Origin of the sequence: Williamsia sp. (genome assembly GCF_036566845.1) — a bacterium.
Classification (GTDB): Bacteria; Actinomycetota; Actinomycetes; order Mycobacteriales; family Mycobacteriaceae; genus Williamsia.
In genome coordinates, this window is record NZ_DATCVM010000152.1 from 39,442 (window position 1) to 58,613 (window position 19,172).

A 19,172-nucleotide genomic window follows, 5' to 3' on the forward strand; every position below is an offset into this window, starting at 1 on the left:
TCCGCACCTGCACCGTCCCCACCGGAGACAACGCCCCGGCACCCGGCACCGACACCGTCTGTCCCGATCCAAGCGGAACCGACGTACGTGGCACCGCCTGCCCAGCCGGCGTTACCCGAACATCCCCGGGCCTACGACCCGGACCCCAGGCATGACGCGCGGGCACCCTATGTCGATCCCGGTCGTGCCGAATACACCCGCCGCCAGGCGGCCGAAGGTCGCCGTGCCGGTGATCGTTCACCCAAACGCACGGCCGCCGCGGCAGCGCGCCGCAAGAAACGCAAGCTGATCGTGGTCTCGGCCGCGGTCGTCTTCATGATCGCCCTCGTCGGCGGCATCGGTTATGCCGGACTGCGAGTTGTCGGGCTCTTCGGGAGCGACGACGCCGACTACAGTAACGTCGCCGGCACCTCGGACGTCCTGGTGTCGATTCCACAGGACGCGACACTCACCACATTCGGGCAGATCCTCGAGGAAAACGACGTGGTCGCCAGTGTCAACGCATTCACGACCGCCGCCGACAATCAGCCCATCTCGGCGGGCTTCTACAAACTCCGGACACAGATCCCGGCCGATACGGCGGTGTCGATGCTGACCGACATGGCGAATCGGGTCGGCCGTGTGGTCATCCCGGAGGGACTTCAGCTCGACAGCAAGGATGGCATCGACGGCAAGACCACCACCGGCATCTTCGCCCGGGTGGCCGGGGCCACCACCGTCGACCTCAACGGTGTGACGGAGGGCTCCACGGGTGAGGACCTGGCGCGGGCGGCCGCGACCGCGACACCAGAGGAACTCGGTGTTCCTCCGTGGGCAGTGGACGCAGTGACGGCGCTCACGGGGGATCATCGGCGGATCGAGGGTCTGATCGCGCCGACGTCGTGGGAGATGATCGATCCCGGCCTCACCCCGGTGCAGACGCTGAACTATCTGATCTCGCGCAGCGCAACCCTGTTCGCGCAGTGGGGCCTGCCGGAGTCGGGCACCTCGTCCACGGGTTTGACCCCGTACCAGACGCTGGTGTCGGCCTCGATCGTCGAACGTGAGGTAAACACCGCCGACGACTACCCGAAGGTGGCCCGGGTCATCGTGAACCGGCTCGGCGACGACCAGGCCCTTCAGATGGACTCGACGGTCAACTACACCGCAGCGCTTCAGAACTACGACGTGGCCGGTGAGGATTTCCTTGCTCCCACCAAGTGGAACACCTACCAGCAGAAGGGGTTACCAGTCACCCCGATCGGGGCGGTCGGCCAGCCTGCGCTCGAGGCCGCCATCGACCCGCCGGTCGGCAACTGGCTGTACTTCGTCACCGTCGACCAGGAGGGGACCACGCTGTTCACCGAGGACTACGAACAGCACATGCGCAACCGGCAGCAGGCCTGCGACAACTCGATCCTCCAGACGAACTGCTGATGGCCGGACCGGGCCGGGCCGCGGCGATCCTCGGATCCCCGGTGGCACACTCGAAATCGCCTGCGCTGCATCTGGCCGCGTATCGCGCTCTGGGGCTCACCGACTGGACCTACGAGCGCATCGAGTGCACGGCGGAACAGTTGCCGAACCTGGTGTCCGGGATGGACGAGAAGTACATCGGGTTCTCGGTGACGATGCCCGGCAAACGCGCTGCACTCGAGTTCGCCGATCACTGTACCGACCGCGCGGTCGCCGTGGGGTCGGCCAACACCCTGGTGCGGGTGCCCGGCGGTTGGCGGGCCGACTGCACCGACATCGATGGCGCCGCCGCTGCCCTCGCGGAATTGGGGATCGCCGAGGCGGCGTCGACACACGCAGTTGTCGTCGGGGCGGGCGGGACCGCCGCACCCGTGCTGGCCGCCCTGGCCGGGGCCGGGATCGGAGACGTGAGCATCGTCGCGCGCAGCCGGGCCCGCGCCGCGGAAGTCCTCGCTGTAGCCGACGCGCTGGGTCTGTCCACCGATGTCCTGGCCTTCGACCCGACATCCGGACTCGCCGATCGGGCCGCCACCGCCGCGGTGGTGGTGAACACCGTGCCCGCGGCAGCCGCCGAACCCCTTTCCGCGGCGCTGGCTCGGGCACCGCGCCTGTTCGACGTCATCTACAGCCCATGGCCGACGCCGCTCGCCGCGGCCGTGTCCGGCGCCGGCGGCATTGTTGTCGGAGGTCTCGTGATGCTCCTCAATCAGGCACTCGGACAGGTGGAACAGTTCACCGGCATGACCGCGCCGCTGTCGGCGATGGCTGCCGCCCTCGACTGACCGGCCCCCGGGGGCTGTTCTCCACAGAACCCGGCTTGATCCACATTCGGCCCATTGACACCGCCGGGATGCAGGTCGTCTGCGCGAGGCTCGGTGGATGCAGCTGGTGGTCGGGCTCCTCGGATGGTGGTTCGTCGCACTCGCCGGTGCCGACGTGCGGACGCGACGACTGCCGAACAACGTCGTCCTGCCCGGTGTCGCCGGCGCCGCGGTCGGGGTGACGATCGCACCGGACGCCGTCGGCGGGCTGCTCGTTGCTGGTGGGATCTACCTCGTCGCGTTCTGGTTCGGGGGCTGCGGCGGTGGAGATGTGAAGTTGGCGGTTGTTGTCGGAGCGCTGGCCGGATCGATGGGCGCGGCGGTGGTGCTGGTGCTGCTGGCGCAGGTGCTGACGTTCGGGCAGATCCTGTTCTGCCTCGGTGGCGGTGGCCGATCACGCCACCATGCGCACGGACCGGCGCTGTGCGCGTCCACGGCGGTGTGTTGTGGCATCTGGTGACAAGCCGGGATCTGATGGCAGGTCAGGTTGATGGGCGTGGAACAATCGACCTGTGTTGCGCTGGAGTACTGCCGGAGAATCCCATGGTCCCGCACTGGTCGCCGTCCTGGAAGGGATGGTCGCCGGTGTCGAGGTGACCTCGTCACAGGTTGCCGAACAACTGGCCCGCCGCCGCCTCGGTTACGGACGCGGTGCGCGGATGAAGTTCGAGGCCGACCAGGTCACTCTCGTCGGCGGCGTCCGCCACGGACTGACGATGGGCGGACCGGTCGCCATCGAGGTCGGGAACACCGAATGGCCCAAGTGGGAGACCGTGATGTCTGCCGACCCGGTCCCCGCCGAAGAGCTCGAAGGCGTCGCCCGGAATGCTCCGCTGACCCGGCCCCGGCCCGGTCACGCCGACTACTCGGGCATGCTGAAGTACGGCTTCGACGATGCACGTCCGGTCCTGGAGCGGGCCAGCGCCCGGGAGACCGCAGCGCGGGTGGCGATCGGCACGGTTGCCCGCAACTTTCTTCGGCAGGTCCTCGGCATCGAGGTGCTGTCCCACGTGATCTCGATCGGAGCCTCCGATCCCTACGTCGGTGTCGCGCCGGTGTATGCCGACCTCGAACAGATCGACGCCAGTCCGGTCCGGGCCTACTCGACCGACGCCGAGGCGTCGATGATCGCCGAGATCGAAGCCGCAAAACGTGATGGTGACACCCTCGGTGGTGTCGTCGAGGTTGTCGTGACCGGAGTTCCCATCGGACTGGGCTCGCACGTGAGCGGTGATCGCCGCCTCGATTCGCGGCTCGCCGGGGCGCTCATGGGCATCCAGGCCATCAAGGGCGTCGAGGTCGGCGACGGCTTCGAGACCGCCCGTCGTCGCGGCAGCGCTGCCCACGACGAAATGGTCCCCGGCCCCGGTGGCGCTGTGCGTTCGACGAACCGCGCAGGTGGGCTCGAAGGCGGCATGACCAACGGTGAGTTCATCCGGGTCCGTGCCGCGATGAAACCCATTTCCACTGTGCCGAAGGCGCTTTCGACGATGGACATGACCACCGGTGAACAGGCCACGGCCATCCACCAGCGTTCCGACGTGTGTGCGGTCCCGGCAGCCGGAGTGGTCGCCGAGTCGATGGTCGCCCTGGTACTGGCCCAGGCCGCGCTGGAGAAGTTCGGCGGCGATTCGGCCGTCGAAACCGGGGACAACCTCGCCGGTTACCTCAAGCGTGTGGCCGCACACCTGCCTTCGTCGTGACGGATTCGGGTCTGACCGATGTGCGCGGCCCCCGGGTGGTCCTGATCGGATTCATGGGCTCGGGCAAGAGCACGGTCGGCCAGCAGCTCGCCCGCGTCCTCGGATGCGAGTGGAAAGACAGCGACATCGAGATCGAGCGACGCAGCGGCCGCACGATCCCGGAGATCTTCGCCGACGGTGAAGAAGTGTTCCGGGAGTACGAACGCCGCGTGGTGGCCGATCTGCTGAGCACCCACACCGGTGTGCTGTCGCTGGGCGGGGGTGCCGTCCTGACACCATCCACCCGCGACCTCCTCGCCGGACATCCGGTTGTGTATCTCGAAGTCGCTGCGGATCAAGGATTTTCGCGGGTGGCGAATTCCAGTCGACCGCTGTTGAAGGCCGACGACCCCAAGCAGGTCTATCGAGATCTGCTGGCGAAACGCGATCCGATCTATCGCGACGCCGCCACCTTCGTTGTGGATGCGCACCCACATCAGCGTGTGGTCGCCGACAAGATCATCACCCAACTGACCGAGCAGGAGGCCACACAGTGACCGAACAAGCCGCACCGATCCGCGTACCGGTGAACAGCGAGAGCCCCTACGAGGTCATCATCGGCCGAGGACTGCTGGCCGAGCTGGCGGAGGCGGTCGCCGGCGCCGACTCGGTGGCGATCCTGTACCAGCCAACCCTCGCCGAGACCGCCGAGGTCATCCGGAAGACGTTGGACGAGAACAACTTCAACGCCCACCGCATCGAGATCCCCGACGCGGAAGCCGGCAAAGAGCTGTCCGTGGCCTCGTTCTGCTGGGAGGTCTTCGGGCGGATCGGCATGAAACGCAACGATGTGGTCGTGTCGCTGGGTGGGGGCGCGGCGACCGACCTCTCCGGTTTCGTCGCCGCCACCTGGATGCGCGGGATCCCGGTGGTCCATGTGCCGACCACCTTGCTGGCGATGGTCGACGCCGCCGTCGGCGGCAAGACCGGCATCAACACCGAGGCCGGCAAGAACCTCGTCGGATCGTTCCATGAGCCGCGCGCCGTGCTCATCGACACCGCCACCCTGGAAACCGTGCCGCGCAACGAGATCATCGCCGGTATGGCGGAGGTCATCAAGACCGGTTTCATCGCCGATCCGGTGATCCTCGACCTCATCGAGGCCGATCCCGCCGCAGCCCTCGACCCGACCGGCACGGTCCTTCCCGAACTGATCGAACGGTCCGTCCGGGTCAAGGCCGAGGTGGTCGCGGCCGATCTGCGCGAGTCATCGTTGCGGGAGATCCTCAACTACGGGCACACCCTCGGCCACGCCATCGAGCGCCGCGAGAAGTACCGCTGGCGTCACGGCGCCGCGGTGTCGGTGGGGCTGGTCTACGCCGCCGAACTCGGCCGCCTGGCAGGCCGCCTCGACGACGCCACCGCCGACCGGCACCGAAGCGTGCTCGAAGCGGTGGGATTGCCGGTCGGATACGACTCCGACGCGCTGCCCGACCTGCTCAAGGGCATGGCGGGGGACAAGAAGAACCGCTCAGGAATGCTGCGGTTCGTGGTCCTCGACGGTCTGGCGAAGCCGGGACGACTGGAGGCACCGGACCCGTCGCTCCTGGCGGCGGCGTACTCCACCGTCGCCAAGGACGAACCCACCAACGGCAGCGTCCTGCTCTAGCTCTGTCGATCCCCAAACGCTCCGGATATACGAAGACGCTCCACAAATATGTGGAGCGTCTTCGTATATCCGGAGCGTTTGGGGCTTAGGCGTACGCGTTCTGGTCGTGCTCCTGCACCTCGTTCTTACGATGCTGGCGGCGGGTCAGGAACCGGCCGACCGCCGCACCGATCAGTGCGGAGACAAAGACCAGCAGCGTCGTGAACGAACCACCGGCAAAGATCTCGATGGCCAGTGTGTTCTCACCGATGCCGGACATCACCCAGTTGCCGAGCACCCAGCACACCACCGCGCTGATCAGGCCGGTGAGCAAGCCGGCCTTGAGCCAGCGCATGGTGAGATCTTCGTAGTCGTCGGGATCGGGATGTGCGCGGCCGTCGAGCAGTCCGTCGATTCCACCCCAGATCAGCGCCACCAGAACGACGCCGGCAATGGCGATCGTCTTCCAGTAGTTGGACTCCAGAGGCCAGGCCACGATGGCCAAACCCAACAGGACCCGGGCACCGATGTGCACCACCGACATCACCAATCCACGAAACAACCACGCAACCATGTGAGCAGAGTACCGATGTGGAACGTGTTCATGTGTCAGTGCCCACAAAACGAACACGGTGTCCGAAATGTTCGCGGGACCGCGCCCGGTCCGGCGACTCCACTAGCCTGGAATTCATGACTGTCGAACGAGTGGTCACCGACCTCGGCCCAACTGCTGGATCAGCACGTCGCGACCGGTTGCGCGCGATGCTCGACGACGCCCGCGTCGACGCCGTACTGATCACCGATCTGATCAATGTGCGCTATCTCACCGGGTTCACCGGTTCGAACGGCGCGGTGGTGATCACCGCGTCCGGAGAAGACCGGATCGCCACCGATGGTCGCTACATCACCCAGGTCGCCGAACAGGCCCCGGACCTGACCGCGATCATCAACCGGGACTGCCCGCGGGCGCTCGTCGAACACCTGGCCGGGTCGGGCGCCCGGATCGGATTCGAGCAACACGTGGTGACGGTGGCGACCCATCAACGCCTGCTACCGCTGCTCACCGGCTCACAGACCCTTGTCCCGGTGGCACCGCTGGTCGAAGATCTGCGCATCGTCAAAGACGAGTTCGAGGTCGAGCAAATCCGCACGGCCTGCCAGGCGGCCGACCTGGCGCTCGCCGACATCATCGCCGCCGGCGTCCTGGTCCCGGGCAACACCGAACGCAAGGTGGCGCGTGCGCTGGAGTGGGCGATGTTCGAGCGGGGTGCCGAGGCGGTGTCCTTCGAGACGATCGTGGCCACCGGTGCGAACTCCGCGGTACCCCACCACCGGCCGACGGATGCCGAACTGGGCTCCGGCGACCTGCTGAAGATCGACTTCGGTGCGGTGATCGGCGGCTACCACTCCGATATGACGCGCACATATGTGCTCGAATCGGTCGAGCCCTGGCAGCGTGACATCTACGACATCGTCGCGCTGGCACAGCAGGCCGGACGCGACGCTCTCGAACCCGGTGTCGAGGCCGTGGGCGTCGACGCCGCGGCACGATCGATCATCGACGAGGCGGGCTTCGGCGACTATTACGTCCACGGCCTCGGGCACGGCGTCGGACTGCAGATACATGAAGCGCCGTCCATCGGTGCGCTGAGCACGGGTACACTGCCATGCGGTGCAGCGGTGACCGTGGAGCCCGGGATCTACCTGCCGGGCCGAGGTGGCGTCAGGATCGAAGACACACTCGTGGTCCGCGACGGCGATCCCGAGCTGCTCACCACCAGCGACAAGACATTCACCGTCATCTGACCGCGCTCCGGCGCACAGCACATCAGCTGCGAGCGGGAACACCCCGCCCTCGGCTCGAGAGGAAGAACAAGAACGTGGCAAACACCTCGGATTTCAAAAACGGCCTCGTGCTGAACATGGAGGGTCAGCTCTGGCAGATCCTCGAGTTCCAGCACGTCAAGCCCGGCAAGGGTCCGGCGTTTGTCCGCACCAAGATCAAGAACGTGCTGTCGGGCAAGACCGTCGACAAGACCTTCAATGCCGGGGTCAAGGTCGAGACCGCAACGGTCGACCGCCGCGACATGACGTACCTCTACAACGACGGCCAGGACTTCGTCTTCATGGACGGCGAGAACTTCGAGCAGCTCAACGTCAGCCCGGAGACCGTGGGTGACGGCGCCAAGTTCATGCTGGAGAACATGAAGGTGCAGGTCGCCACCCACGAGGGTGTGCCGCTCTACGTCGAGCTCCCGGTCACGGTCGAGCTCCTCGTCGCGCAGACCGACCCCGGTGTCCAGGGCGACCGCAGCACCGGTGGCACCAAGCCCGCCACACTCGAGACCGGCGCCGAGATCGCGGTTCCGCTGTTCATCAACACCGGGGACAAGCTGAAGGTCGACTCGCGCGACGGCAGCTACCTCGGCCGCGTCAACGCCTGACGCTGGTGAAAAAGCCCGGTACCCGACACAAGGCACGCAAACGTGCCGTCGATCTGCTGTTCGAGGCAGAGGTCAAGAACTGCTCGCCCGTCGATCTGATCACGCAGCGTCGAGAGCTGGCGATCACCGATGACAGCGTAGGCAAGATCAACGACTACACCGCCCAGATCATCGAGGGCATCGCCGGTGACACCGCACAGATCGACGCGGTGATCTCGTCACACCTGAACGAGTGGACCCTCCCGCGACTGCCCGCAGTCGATCGCGCCATCCTGCGGCTGGCCACCTGGGAGCTGTTCAACACCACCGATGTCCCGACGATGGTGGTGGTCGACGAGGCCGTGGAACTGGCCAAGGAATTGTCCACGGACGATTCGCCGGCGTTTGTGAACGGGGTGCTGGGCCGGGTTGTACTGCTGGCACCTCAGGTGCGTGCGTCACTCGAGTCCCAGCAGTCCCAGACGCCAGAAGCGTGAATCAATTCCTGGTGATTCACCGCAGCCGTCGGGCGTCCGAGCCGGCCTGATATTGTTTGCGGTGAAATTGCGATGGTGGGCGGCAGTGATGTCGACCGCCATCGCAGTGGCCGACATCCTTTAACGATCCGTCCGGAGAGGCGGAGAAGGAGGTCCCGACAACCGTGCCAGCTTCACAGAGCGACGGTACCGACGCGGGTCGCGAGTTACTCGACGATGCCGATGTGGGTAGGACCATTGCGCGGATAGCGCATCAGATCATCGAAAAGACAGCTCTCGACGACCCCGACACACCGAGGGTTGTCATCATCGGAATCCCCACTCGGGGCATCTTTCTCGCGCGGCGCCTGGCGGCGAACATCGCCGAGTTCGCCGGTGTCCAGGTTCCCGTCGGTTACCTCGACATCACCCTGTACCGCGACGACCTGCGTGCCAAGCCGCACCGTGCGCTCGAACCCACCGCGGTTCCGGCGGGCGGCGTCGACGGCGCACTCGTGGTGCTCGTCGACGACGTGCTGTATTCGGGAAGGACCGTCCGGGCCGCACTCGACGCACTCCGCGACCTCGGTCGCCCCGCGGCCGTGCAGCTCGCGGTGCTGGTGGACCGCGGACACCGCGAACTGCCACTGCGCGCCGATTATGTCGGCAAGAACATCCCCACCTCGCGAAGCGAAGACGTCCAGGTGCACCTGCGTGAACACGACGGTGTGGACCGGGTTGTCCTGCGGGCGGGGGAGGGCGCATGAAACACCTGCTCTCCGTCGGTGATCTGAACCTCGACACCGCCACGGCGCTGCTCGACGAAGCCGAGCGCTTCGAAGAGGCTCTGGTGGGTCGCGAGATCCGCAAGTTGCCCACGCTGCGTGGGCGCACGATCATGACCGTGTTCTACGAGAACTCCACGCGCACAAGGGTTTCCTTCGAGGTTGCCGGTAAGTGGATGAGTGCTGACGTGATCAACGTCAGTGCCTCGAGTTCGTCGGTGAACAAGGGCGAATCGTTGCGGGACACCGCAAAGACGTTGCGCGCCGCCGGTGCCGATGCCCTCATCGTCCGTCATCCGGCCTCGGGCGCGGCGCATCAGATCGCACAGTGGACGGCCGAGGACGGCCCCGGCCCCTCGGTGATCAACGCTGGTGACGGTACTCACGAACACCCGACACAGGCGCTGCTCGACGCACTGACCCTGCGGCAGCGGCTCGGTTCGCTCAAAGGCCGGCGGATAGCGATCGTCGGCGACATATTGCACTCCCGGGTTGCCCGATCCAACGCGCATCTGTTGGCCACCCTCGGTGCGCAGGTTGTACTGGTGGCGCCGCCGACCCTGCTGCCGGTGGGTGTCGAAACCTGGCCGGTGGAGATCTCGCACAGCCTCGACGCCGAACTCGCCGCGGTGGATGCGGTGATGCTGCTGCGTGTCCAGGCCGAACGGATGAACGGCGGATTCTTCCCGTCGTCTCGCGAGTACTCGATCCGGTACGGGTTGTCCGACCGGCGGGCAGCCCTGCTGGCCGATCACGCCGTGGTTTTGCATCCCGGGCCGATGCTGCGCGGCATGGAGATCGGATTCTCTGTTGCGGACTCATCGAAGTCGACTGTGCTGCAACAGGTTTCCAATGGAGTTCACATGCGTATGGCAGTGCTTTTCACACTGCTGGTCGGTACCGAGAGTGAGGGTGTGGCGTGAGCGGCGATCTGCTGATCCGTGGCGTACGACCGTACGGGGGTGACGCCGTGGACATTCTCGTTCGCGACGGCGACATCGCCGAGATCGGAGCCGATCTGAGCGCCGGTGCCGACGTCGACGTGCTCGACGGTGCCGGAGCGATCGTGCTGCCCGGGTTCGTCGACATGCACACGCATCTGCGTGAACCCGGCCGCGAAGACACCGAGACCATCGAAAGCGGTTCGGCGGCTGCCGCTCTCGGCGGGTACACCGCCGTGTTCGCGATGGCCAACACCGATCCGGTTGCCGACAGCCCGGTCATCACCGACTACGTCTGGCGGCGCGGCCAGGAGGTGGGGCTCGTCGATGTCCACCCGGTGGGTGCGATCACCGTCGGACTCGAAGGCAAGCAGCTTGCCGAGATGGGCGCGATGGCCGCCGGTGCGGGCCGGGTGCGGATGTTCAGCGACGACGGCAAATGCGTCGACGATCCGTTGCTGATGCGCCGGGCCCTCGAATACGCAAAGGGCCTCGACGTCCTGATCGCCCAGCACGCCGAAGAGCCCCGACTCACCAAGGGCGCCATCGCCCACGAGGGTGCCACCGCGGCGCGCCTCGGGTTGAGCGGTTGGCCACGTGCCGCCGAAGAGTCGATCGTCGCCCGCGACGCGCTGCTGGCCCGCGATGCCGGAACCCGCGTACACATCTGCCACGCCTCCACCGAGGGCACCGTCAAATTGCTGAAATGGGCTCGCGGACAGGGTATTTCGATCACCGCCGAGGTCACGCCGCATCACCTGCTGCTCGACGACAGTCGTCTGGAGACCTACGACGCCGTCAACAAGGTCAACCCGCCGCTGCGGGAAGGACGCGACAAGGTTGCTCTTCGTCAGGCGCTGGCCGACGGCATCATCGACTGCGTGGCCACCGACCACGCACCCCACGCCGCGCAGGAGAAGTGCTGCGAGTTCGCAGGCGCCCGCCCCGGCATGCTCGGTCTGCAGACCGCGCTCTCGATCGTGATCGAGACGATGGTCAAGCCCGGACTGCTGGGCTGGCGGGGTGTGGCCGCGGTGATGAGCGAGCGGCCGGCAGAGATCACCGGACTGTCCGATCAGGGCCGACCGATCACCGTCGGCGAACCCGCCAACCTGGCACTGGTCGACCCGGACACCGAGTGGACCGTGCGGTCGGACGCCCTGGCCAGCCTCTCGGCCAACTCGCCCTTCGACGGACTGACCCTGCCCGGGACCGTGATCGCCACGGTTCTGCGGGGCGAGATCACCAACAACGGCGGCAAGGTCCGGTCGGCGCGATGACCGGAGTTGTGGTTGTCCTGATCGTCATCGCGGCCTGGTGCGGGATCGTCGGCCTGATGCTGCTGGGCTGGCGTGGTCGTGGCCGCCGTCAGGAACAGATACTCGGCGCGTTCCCGGAGGTCCCGTCGGACCTGGGGCCGAGCCGGATCGGACCGCACACCGGCCTGTACGTCGGTTCGACCATCGCACCGAGTTGGCAGGACCGCGTCGCAGTGGGCGACTACGGCGACCGGGCCACCGCAGAGATCAGCCGATATGCCACCGGGATCCTGATCGAGCGCCACGGCGCCAACCCCATCTGGATCCCCGAGGACCAGATCACGGCGATCCGTACCGAACGCGGGCTGGCCGGAAAAGTCATGACCGCGGACGGCGTGCTGGTGATCCGATGGCTGCTGCCGTCGGGAACCGAGATCGACTCCGGCATCCGCGCCGACGACAAGACCATCTACCCGCAGTGGGTCAAACCTTTCGAGCAGGACGGAAAAAAGCAGTGACACAGCCAAACCGGGCAACGCCAGCGGTGCTGGTTCTGGAGAACGGCGAGCGTTACACCGGGACCGGATACGGCGCACTGGGCCAGACCCTGGGTGAAGCGGTCTTCTGTACCGCGATGACCGGATATCAGGAGACCCTCACCGATCCCAGCTACCACCGGCAGATCGTCGTGGCGACCGCGCCGCAGATCGGCAACACCGGCTGGAACAAGGAAGACGGCGAAAGCCGCACCGGCAGGACCGGTGAAGCCGGCGACGATTCCGGGAAGATCTGGGTCAAGGGCTACGCGGTCCGCAATCCCACCCGCCGCGTGTCGAGCTGGCGGGCCACCTCCACACTCGAAGACGAACTGGTCGAGCAGGGGATCGTCGGCATCGCCGGCATCGACACCCGAACCGTCGTCCGGACCCTGCGCGACCACGGTTCGATGCGCGCCGGGATCTTCTCCGGAGACGCCCTCGCCGACGCCGACGAGCTGCTGCAGCGGGTTGTCGAGGCCCCACAGATGAAGGGCGCCAACCTGGCCGGTGAGGTCACGACCACTGACGGGTACGTCATCGAACCCGAGGGCGAGGCGCGCTTCACGATCGCCGCGATCGACCTCGGGATCAAGACCAACACCCCGCGGATGTTCGCCCAGCGCGGCATCCGGGTCCATGTGCTGCCGGCCGGTTCGAGCCCCGATGCCATCGCCGCGATCAAGCCCGACGGTGTGTTCCTGTCGAACGGCCCGGGCGACCCGGCCACCGCGGATCCGATCGTCGACCTGACCCGCCACATCCTCGGCGAAGGGATCCCGTTGTTCGGGATCTGCTTCGGCAACCAGATCCTCGGCCGGGCCCTGGGCCGCGGCACGTACAAGATGAAGTTCGGGCACCGCGGCATCAACATCCCGGTGATCGACCACGCCACCGGAGCGGTGTCCATCACCGCCCAGAACCACGGATTCGCGCTCGAGGGTGAGGCCGGCGAGGAGTTCGACACCGACTTCGGCCGGGCCCGGATCAGCCACACGTGCGCCAACGACGGCACCGTTGAAGGCGTCGAGCTGATCAGCGGCAACGCGTTCGCGGTTCAGTACCACCCCGAAGCAGCGGCCGGCCCTCACGACGCGGCGTACCTCTTCGACAAGTTCGTTTCCCAGCTACAAGGAGCCAGTGCCTGATGCCCCGCCGTCCCGACCTGTCGCATGTCCTGGTCATCGGTTCCGGGCCGATCGTCATCGGCCAGGCCTGTGAGTTCGACTATTCCGGTACCCAGGCGTGTCGGGTGCTGCGTGCCGAGGGCCTGCGCGTGAGCCTGGTCAACTCGAACCCGGCCACGATCATGACCGACCCCGAGTTCGCAGACGCGACCTACATCGAGCCGATCACCGCCGAGTACGTCGAGAAGGTGATCGTGGCCGAGCGCGACGCCGGACATCCCATCGACGCCGTCCTGGCGACGCTCGGTGGCCAGACCGCACTCAACGCCGCGGTCGCACTGCACGAGCAGGGCATCCTCGAGAAGTACGACATCGAGCTGATCGGTGCCGACTTCGACGCGATCCAGCGCGGTGAAGATCGCCAGAAGTTCAAGGACATCGTCGCCAAAGTCGGTGGTGAGAGCGCCCGTTCGGCGGTGTGTTACACCATGGCACAGGTCCACGAGACCGTCGCCGAACTCGGCTATCCGGTGGTCGTCCGGCCGTCGTTCACCATGGGCGGCCTCGGTTCGGGCATGGCCTACAACGAGGACGACCTCAACCGCATCGCCGGTGGGGGACTGTCGGCATCGCCGACGGCCAACGTCCTCATCGAGGAATCGATCCTCGGCTGGAAAGAGTACGAACTCGAATTGATGCGCGACGGCGCCGACAACGTCGTCGTCGTCTGCTCGATCGAGAACGTCGACCCGGTCGGTGTGCACACCGGCGACTCGGTGACCGTCGCACCCGCGATGACCCTGACCGACCGCGAGTACCAGGACATGCGCGACCTCTCCATCGCCATCATCCGCGAGGTCGGCGTCGACACCGGCGGGTGCAACATCCAGTTCGCGATGGACCCGGCGGACGGTCGCCTGGTTGTCATCGAGATGAACCCGCGCGTCTCGCGGTCATCGGCGCTGGCGTCGAAGGCCACGGGCTTCCCGATCGCGAAGATCGCGGCGAAACTGGCCGTCGGGTACCGACTCGACGAGATCGTCAACGACATCACCAAGAAGACCCCGGCGTGCTTCGAGCCGACGCTCGACTATGTCGTGGTCAAGGCGCCGCGGTTCGCATTCGAGAAGTTCCCCGGCGCCGACGACACCCTGACCACCACCATGAAGTCGGTGGGTGAGGCGATGTCGCTGGGGCGCTCGTTCGCCGAGGCGCTCGGCAAGGTCATGCGCTCACTGGAGACCAAGGCCGCCGGCTTCTGGACCGAACCGGTGGTCGAGGGTGCGGTTGCCGAGACCCTGCCGGAGCTGCTGGAGCGACTGAGCGTGCCCAAGGACGGCCGCCTGTACGGGATCATGCAGGCGTTCATGCTCGGAGCCACCGTCGAGCAGCTCTTCGACTCGACCAAGATCGACCCCTGGTTCCTGGCCGAGATCGAGGGCATTCATCAACTGGGACAAGATATCCGGACGGCGGAGGTTCTCGACGAGCCGTTGCTGCGCCTGGCGAAGAGCACCGGTCTGTCGGACCGCCAGCTCGCCGCGTTGCGCGATGACCTCGCCGACGAGGCCGCGGTCCGCGACCTGCGGCACAGCCTGGGGGTGCGTCCGGTCTACAAGACCGTCGACACCTGCGCCGCCGAGTTCGAGGCCGCGACGCCGTACCACTACTCGACGTACGAACTCGACCCCGCCGCGAAGACCGAGGTCGCACCGCAGACCGAGCGGCCCAAGGTCCTGATCCTCGGATCGGGCCCCAACCGCATCGGACAGGGCATCGAGTTCGACTACTCGTGTGTCCACGCCGCGCTGACACTGACCGAGGTCGGCTACGAGACCGTGATGGTCAACTGCAACCCGGAGACCGTGTCGACCGACTACGACACCGCCGACCGGCTGTACTTCGAACCCCTCACCTTCGAGGACGTGCTGGAGGTCTTCCACGCGGAGTCGGAGTCGGGGACCGTCGCCGGCGTCATCGTGCAGCTCGGCGGACAGACACCGCTCGGGCTGGCGCACCGTCTCCAGGCGGCGGGCGTGCCGATCGTCGGCACCAGTCCCGAGGCCATCGACCTCGCCGAGGACCGCGGCGAGTTCGGCAAGGTGCTCGCCGAAGCCGGCCTCCCGGCCGCGAAGTATGGCATGGCCACCACGTTCGACCAGGCCAAGGAGATCGCGAGCGGCATCGGCTACCCGGTGCTCGTGCGTCCCTCGTACGTTCTCGGCGGCCGCGGCATGGAGATCGTCTATGACGAGGAGTCCCTCGACGGCTACATCTCCCGGGCCACCGACATCAATCCGGAGCACCCGGTCCTCGTCGACCGATTCCTCGAAGACGCCATCGAGATCGATGTCGATGCCCTGTACGACGGCACCGACTGCTACATCGGCGGTGTCATGGAACACATCGAGGAGGCCGGCATCCACTCCGGTGACTCGGCGTGTGCCCTGCCCCCGATCACACTGGGGCGCTCCGATCTCGATGCCGTCCGCCGCTCCACCGAAGCGCTGGCCAAGGGCATCGGCGTGCGTGGATTGCTCAACGTCCAGTACGCACTGAAGGACGACATCCTGTACGTCCTCGAGGCCAACCCCCGGGCGAGCCGCACCGTGCCGTTTGTCTCCAAGGCCACCGCGGTGCCGCTGGCAAAGGCGTGTGCCCGGCTGATGCTCGGTGCGACGATCGCCGAGATGCGCGCCGACGGACTGCTTCCCGCCGAAGGCGACGGATCGCTGCTGCCGACCACCTCGCCGATCGCGGTGAAGGAAGCGGTGCTGCCGTTCAACCGGTTCCGCCGCGCCGACGGCACCGGTGTGGACTCGCTGCTCAGTCCCGAGATGAAGTCGACCGGCGAGGTCATGGGCATCGACGCCGACTTCGGCCGGGCGTTTGCCAAGTCGCAGACCGCGGCCTACGGCTCGCTGCCCACCAGCGGCAAGATCTTCGTCTCGGTCGCGAACAAGGACAAGCGGGCGCTGCTGTTCCCGGTCAAGCGCCTCGCCGACCTCGGGTTCGAGATCCTGGCCACCGAGGGCACCGCGGATGTGCTGCGCCGCAACGGGATTGCCTGCACCCTGGTGTACAAGCATTCCGATACGCACCTACCCGACGGGGAGGTGTCGGTGGTCGAACACATCCGCTCGAGTGAGATCGGCATGGTCATCAACACCCCGTACGGCAACTCCGGGCCGCGCGTCGACGGCTACGAGATCCGCAGTGCCGCCGTGTCGGTGAACATCCCCTGCATCACCACCGTTCAGGGCGCCAGCGCCGCGATCCAGGGCATCGAGGCCGCACTCGGCGGCGCGATGGGTGTGCTCTCGCTGCAGTCGCGGCACCGCTCGATGCTGGGTGGCTGGTGAGCACATTCGCGGAGCGTTATCGGGCGGTGGTCGCCGAGCGTGGCCGCCTGTGTGCGGGCATCGACCCGCATCCCGAACTCCTCGAGCAATGGGGGCTGCCGGTCAGTGGCGCCGGGGTCAGGGCGTTCGGTGACATCTGCGTCGACGCCCTGTCCGGCACGGTGGCCGTGATCAAACCGCAGGTCGCGTTCTTCGAGGCCTTCGGTTCCGAGGGATTTGCCGCCCTCGAGACAGTGATCGCCGGCTGCCGGGCCGGGGGAGCACTGGTGATCGCCGACGCCAAACGCGGCGACATCGGATCGACGATGGCCGCTTATGCCCGGGCCTGGCTCGATCCGGCGTCTCCGCTGTGCGCCGACGCGGTGACCGTGTCGCCATACCTCGGTTTCGGATCGCTGTCGCCGGCGATCGACCTCGCGCGTGCGGGCGGGCGCGGTGTGTTCGTCCTCGCCCGGACCTCGAATCCGGAGGGTGCTGCGCTGCAGCTCGCCCGCGGTGAGGGTGTCACGGTGGCCCAGCGGATCGTCGACGCGGCCGCATCGGCCAACGCCGACGGTTCGGGAACCGTCGGTGTTGTCGTCGGCGCCACCCGTGAACACGGTCTCGACCTCGGCGAACTCGGTGCGCCGGTGCTGGCCCCCGGGCTCGGTGCCCAGGGCGCCACCGCCGACGATCTGCGCGGCGTCTTCGCCGGCGCCGACCTCGGCTGGTTGCTGCCCTCGAGTTCTCGTGCGGTCTTGCGCTACGGACCGGATGTGCCCGCGCTGCGTGATGCGGCGCTGGAAGTGGCGGCGGAGATCGAGTCCGTGCTGTCCTGATCGCCCGGACCGCTCACGAGCGGGGGATAGTCCAGCGCGGCGTGGAACGCATCGATCCGCGGCCACGTCTGCGACTCGGCGTCCGGGCCCGCGATGAGTCCCAGGTGGCTCGTCTCGACCGTGGTGAAGTGCACCTGCGGTGATTGGGCCAGCAGTTCGACGCCGTGACGTGCTGCGGCCCACGGGACGATGACATCCCGGTGGCTGCCGAACAGCTGCACCGGTACCGCGATGGTGGTCAGGTCGATGCGGCGATCGCCGAAGTTCACCACGCCACCTGCCAGTTCGTCGTGGTAAATGAACTGTTCCCACATCTGTTCCGACAACCGGCCCGGGTAGCCAGGGAACCGGCGCTGGAATCGGTTGACGACCTCCATCCGGGCCAGGGTCTCGGTGTTGCCGAGGTTGTTCATGATGAACCAGGGCTTCTTGAGCTCACGTTGCCATGCGGTGCCGCGGTAGGCGATCTGCACCAGAGGTGCAGGAATGCCGCGCAAGGCGCTCAGCGTCGCCGTGACGGGCCGCGGACCGGTCTTGCCTGCCAGTTGCCGGACCAGCGGATACGGAGGTACCAGGCCGTAGTTCAGTGGTGTGCCGATGGCGGTGATCGATCGGACCGGCAGGCCGGGGTCGGCTGCCAGCGTGAGCAGTGCGACGGTGCCGCCCAGACTCCAGGCGACGAGGTCGACCGCTGCGGCGGATCCGTCGAAATCCGCGAGCACCCGGGTGATGGCCTGCGGGATGATGTCGTCGATGAATCCCTCGAAGCCCAGGGCCCGGTCGGATCGGTCCATCTCGCCGTAGTCGATGACATACGGGATACGGTCCTGTTCCAGAAGGTGCCCGACGTAGGAGTGATCGGGTTCGAGGTCGTAACAGGCCGCGGGTGCCGCGAGCGGCGGCAGCAACAGAACCGGGATTCCGCCCTGTTCGCGGGCCCGGGCGAGTTGGTCGAGGTCGCCGTAGCGGCGCAGGACACGGTGTCTTTCGGAATGCAGGGTCGTGTGTGGGGTGTGCACCTCGTCGCGGATGCCACCGCCGACTGTCAACCGCATGAGATTGCGCACCGGAGTCGGTAGTCGATCGATCACGAAGGTCATCTAACACCAGCACCGCGAGGTGGTACTCATCGCAGGTCAAACCCATCTCCGACACGCGCAAGGCGCAGAAATCTCAGAAATATTCCGGCGAGAAACTCCTGTCACAGGCGTACCTCGAGTGTGATGTATGTCATGTTGGCGAAAAGTCGGCAAGCGACGAATGGAATGAGTTGTGGCACAACCGATTTCCTTGGTTCGAAGAATCCGAACCAGGAGCTTGGCGATCTGATGCCACTTCACCCGCCGGTGTGGTTCGACAGGCTTATAACACCGGTTTTCGTGGGGGAATGCAGGGGGCGGGGTCGCAAATCGCAGCTCACGTGGGTACGGTCGCTTTCGCTGCCCTCACAAGGTGGCCGCCCCGACATCACCGGTGCCGGGGCAGAGAACACACAGACGAAATCGGAGGAACCGTGGCCCTTCCCCAGTTGACAGATGAGCAGCGCGCCGCTGCCTTGGAGAAGGCAGCTGCCGCTCGCCGGGCCCGGGCAGAGCTGAAGGAGCGCCTCAAGCGTGGCGGCACCGATTTGCAGCAGGTACTCAAGGACGCCGAGAATGACGAGATCCTCGGCAAGATGAAGGTGTCGGCGCTCCTCGAGGCTCTGCCGAAGGTTGGCAAGGTCAAGGCCCAGGAGATCATGACCGAGCTCGAAATCGCCCCCACCCGCCGCCTGCGCGGCCTGGGCGATCGGCAGAAGAAGGCTCTGCTCGCCAAGTTCGACTTTGCCTGATCGTTTTT

At 66.6% G+C, this 19,172-nt stretch carries 19 protein-coding genes; 17 read left to right on the top strand and 2 right to left on the bottom strand.

Annotated features, from left to right (window positions below; genetic code table 11):
• Positions 1 to 87: 87 nt before the first annotated feature.
• The 6 genes from VIQ49_RS14705 (at position 88) to aroB (ending at position 5,627) form a co-directional block, all read left to right on the top strand.
• Positions 88 to 1,416: an endolytic transglycosylase MltG gene (locus VIQ49_RS14705; protein ID WP_331885833.1), complete on the top strand. Its 1,329-nt coding sequence runs from the start codon at positions 88 to 90 to the stop codon at positions 1,414 to 1,416.
• Positions 1,416 to 2,237 carry a shikimate dehydrogenase gene (locus VIQ49_RS14710; RefSeq protein ID WP_331885835.1) on the top strand — a complete coding sequence of 274 codons (822 nt, stop codon included), beginning with the start codon at positions 1,416 to 1,418 and terminating at the stop codon, positions 2,235 to 2,237. The genes VIQ49_RS14705 and VIQ49_RS14710 overlap by 1 nt, the downstream gene beginning before the upstream one ends.
• Positions 2,238 to 2,334: 97 nt before the next feature.
• The gene (locus VIQ49_RS14715; protein ID WP_331885837.1) at positions 2,335 to 2,736 is read left to right on the top strand and encodes an A24 family peptidase; all 402 of its coding nucleotides are present in this window, start codon (positions 2,335 to 2,337) and stop codon (positions 2,734 to 2,736) included.
• Between the two features lie 52 nt (positions 2,737 to 2,788).
• On the top strand, positions 2,789 to 3,979 hold the full coding sequence (gene aroC / locus VIQ49_RS14720; RefSeq protein ID WP_331885839.1) for a chorismate synthase: 1,191 nt from the start codon (positions 2,789 to 2,791) through the stop codon (positions 3,977 to 3,979).
• Complete coding sequence (locus tag VIQ49_RS14725; RefSeq protein WP_331885841.1) at positions 3,976 to 4,515, top strand: shikimate kinase; 540 nt, start codon at positions 3,976 to 3,978, stop codon at positions 4,513 to 4,515. The genes aroC and VIQ49_RS14725 overlap by 4 nt, the downstream gene beginning before the upstream one ends.
• Positions 4,512 to 5,627, top strand: a complete 1,116-nt coding sequence (gene aroB / locus VIQ49_RS14730) for a 3-dehydroquinate synthase (protein WP_331885843.1) — start codon at positions 4,512 to 4,514, stop codon at positions 5,625 to 5,627. The genes VIQ49_RS14725 and aroB overlap by 4 nt, the downstream gene beginning before the upstream one ends.
• A gap of 85 nt (positions 5,628 to 5,712) precedes the next feature.
• Here aroB and VIQ49_RS14735 read toward each other — a convergent pair whose 3' ends face one another.
• Positions 5,713 to 6,180, bottom strand: coding sequence for a B-4DMT family transporter (locus VIQ49_RS14735; RefSeq protein WP_331885845.1), 468 nt, complete (start codon positions 6,178 to 6,180; stop codon positions 5,713 to 5,715).
• 116 nt (positions 6,181 to 6,296) lie between these two features.
• On the opposite strand from VIQ49_RS14735, the gene VIQ49_RS14740 reads away from it, so the two are divergent.
• The 10 genes from VIQ49_RS14740 to pyrF all read left to right on the top strand — a co-directional run bounded on the left by VIQ49_RS14740 (position 6,297) and on the right by pyrF (position 17,333).
• Positions 6,297 to 7,412: a Xaa-Pro peptidase family protein gene (locus tag VIQ49_RS14740; protein WP_331885847.1), complete on the top strand. Its 1,116-nt coding sequence runs from the start codon at positions 6,297 to 6,299 to the stop codon at positions 7,410 to 7,412.
• A 74-nt stretch (positions 7,413 to 7,486) separates the two neighbouring features.
• Positions 7,487 to 8,050: an elongation factor P gene (efp, locus tag VIQ49_RS14745; protein WP_020108873.1), complete on the top strand. Its 564-nt coding sequence runs from the start codon at positions 7,487 to 7,489 to the stop codon at positions 8,048 to 8,050.
• Between the two features lie 5 nt (positions 8,051 to 8,055).
• Positions 8,056 to 8,526 (top strand): transcription antitermination factor NusB, encoded by a 471-nt coding sequence (gene nusB, locus VIQ49_RS14750; RefSeq protein WP_331885850.1) that lies wholly within the window; start codon positions 8,056 to 8,058, stop codon positions 8,524 to 8,526.
• A gap of 164 nt (positions 8,527 to 8,690) precedes the next feature.
• Positions 8,691 to 9,272, top strand: coding sequence for a bifunctional pyr operon transcriptional regulator/uracil phosphoribosyltransferase PyrR (pyrR, locus tag VIQ49_RS14755; protein WP_331885852.1), 582 nt, complete (start codon positions 8,691 to 8,693; stop codon positions 9,270 to 9,272).
• Positions 9,269 to 10,213 (top strand): aspartate carbamoyltransferase catalytic subunit, encoded by a 945-nt coding sequence (locus tag VIQ49_RS14760; protein ID WP_331885854.1) that lies wholly within the window; start codon positions 9,269 to 9,271, stop codon positions 10,211 to 10,213. Before pyrR ends, VIQ49_RS14760 begins: the two co-directional genes overlap by 4 nt.
• Positions 10,210 to 11,511, top strand: coding sequence for a dihydroorotase (locus VIQ49_RS14765; RefSeq protein ID WP_331885856.1), 1,302 nt, complete (start codon positions 10,210 to 10,212; stop codon positions 11,509 to 11,511). The genes VIQ49_RS14760 and VIQ49_RS14765 overlap by 4 nt, the downstream gene beginning before the upstream one ends.
• Positions 11,508 to 12,008 (top strand): transporter, encoded by a 501-nt coding sequence (locus tag VIQ49_RS14770; RefSeq protein ID WP_331885858.1) that lies wholly within the window; start codon positions 11,508 to 11,510, stop codon positions 12,006 to 12,008. The genes VIQ49_RS14765 and VIQ49_RS14770 overlap by 4 nt, the downstream gene beginning before the upstream one ends.
• Positions 12,005 to 13,174, top strand: a complete 1,170-nt coding sequence (gene carA / locus VIQ49_RS14775) for a glutamine-hydrolyzing carbamoyl-phosphate synthase small subunit (RefSeq protein WP_331885860.1) — start codon at positions 12,005 to 12,007, stop codon at positions 13,172 to 13,174. The genes VIQ49_RS14770 and carA overlap by 4 nt, the downstream gene beginning before the upstream one ends.
• Complete coding sequence (carB, locus tag VIQ49_RS14780) at positions 13,174 to 16,515, top strand: carbamoyl-phosphate synthase large subunit (protein WP_331885862.1); 3,342 nt, start codon at positions 13,174 to 13,176, stop codon at positions 16,513 to 16,515. The genes carA and carB overlap by 1 nt, the downstream gene beginning before the upstream one ends.
• Positions 16,512 to 17,333: an orotidine-5'-phosphate decarboxylase gene (gene pyrF, locus VIQ49_RS14785; protein WP_331885864.1), complete on the top strand. Its 822-nt coding sequence runs from the start codon at positions 16,512 to 16,514 to the stop codon at positions 17,331 to 17,333. Before carB ends, pyrF begins: the two co-directional genes overlap by 4 nt.
• Here the strand turns inward: pyrF and VIQ49_RS14790 are convergent.
• On the bottom strand, positions 17,258 to 18,433 hold the full coding sequence (locus tag VIQ49_RS14790; RefSeq protein ID WP_331885866.1) for an alpha/beta hydrolase: 1,176 nt from the start codon (positions 18,431 to 18,433) through the stop codon (positions 17,258 to 17,260). The two genes, pyrF and VIQ49_RS14790, sit on opposite strands and share 76 nt — an antisense overlap.
• Before the next feature lie 413 nt (positions 18,434 to 18,846).
• Here VIQ49_RS14790 and mihF point away from each other — a divergent pair, with 413 nt between their 5' ends.
• A complete protein-coding gene (gene mihF / locus VIQ49_RS14795; protein ID WP_023959453.1) occupies positions 18,847 to 19,164 on the top strand; it encodes an integration host factor, actinobacterial type in 318 nt (105 codons plus the stop codon).
• The last annotated feature ends 8 nt before the right edge of the window (positions 19,165 to 19,172 follow it).

Bases quoted from the DNA above. Each gene is read 5' to 3' on its own strand.
- VIQ49_RS14710 (WP_331885835.1), top strand. From the start codon at position 1,416: ATGGCCGGACCGGGCCGGGCCGCGGCGATCCTCGGATCCCCGGTGGCA.
- VIQ49_RS14760 (WP_331885854.1), top strand. From the start codon at position 9,269: ATGAAACACCTGCTCTCCGTCGGTGATCTGAACCTCGACACCGCCACG.
- VIQ49_RS14790 (WP_331885866.1), bottom strand. From the start codon at position 18,433: ATGACCTTCGTGATCGATCGACTACCGACTCCGGTGCGCAATCTCATG.
- VIQ49_RS14735 (WP_331885845.1), bottom strand. From the start codon at position 6,180: ATGGTTGCGTGGTTGTTTCGTGGATTGGTGATGTCGGTGGTGCACATC.
- VIQ49_RS14770 (WP_331885858.1), top strand. From the start codon at position 11,508: ATGACCGGAGTTGTGGTTGTCCTGATCGTCATCGCGGCCTGGTGCGGG.
- VIQ49_RS14715 (WP_331885837.1), top strand. From the start codon at position 2,335: ATGCAGCTGGTGGTCGGGCTCCTCGGATGGTGGTTCGTCGCACTCGCC.
- carB (WP_331885862.1), top strand. From the start codon at position 13,174: ATGCCCCGCCGTCCCGACCTGTCGCATGTCCTGGTCATCGGTTCCGGG.
- VIQ49_RS14740 (WP_331885847.1), top strand. From the start codon at position 6,297: ATGACTGTCGAACGAGTGGTCACCGACCTCGGCCCAACTGCTGGATCA.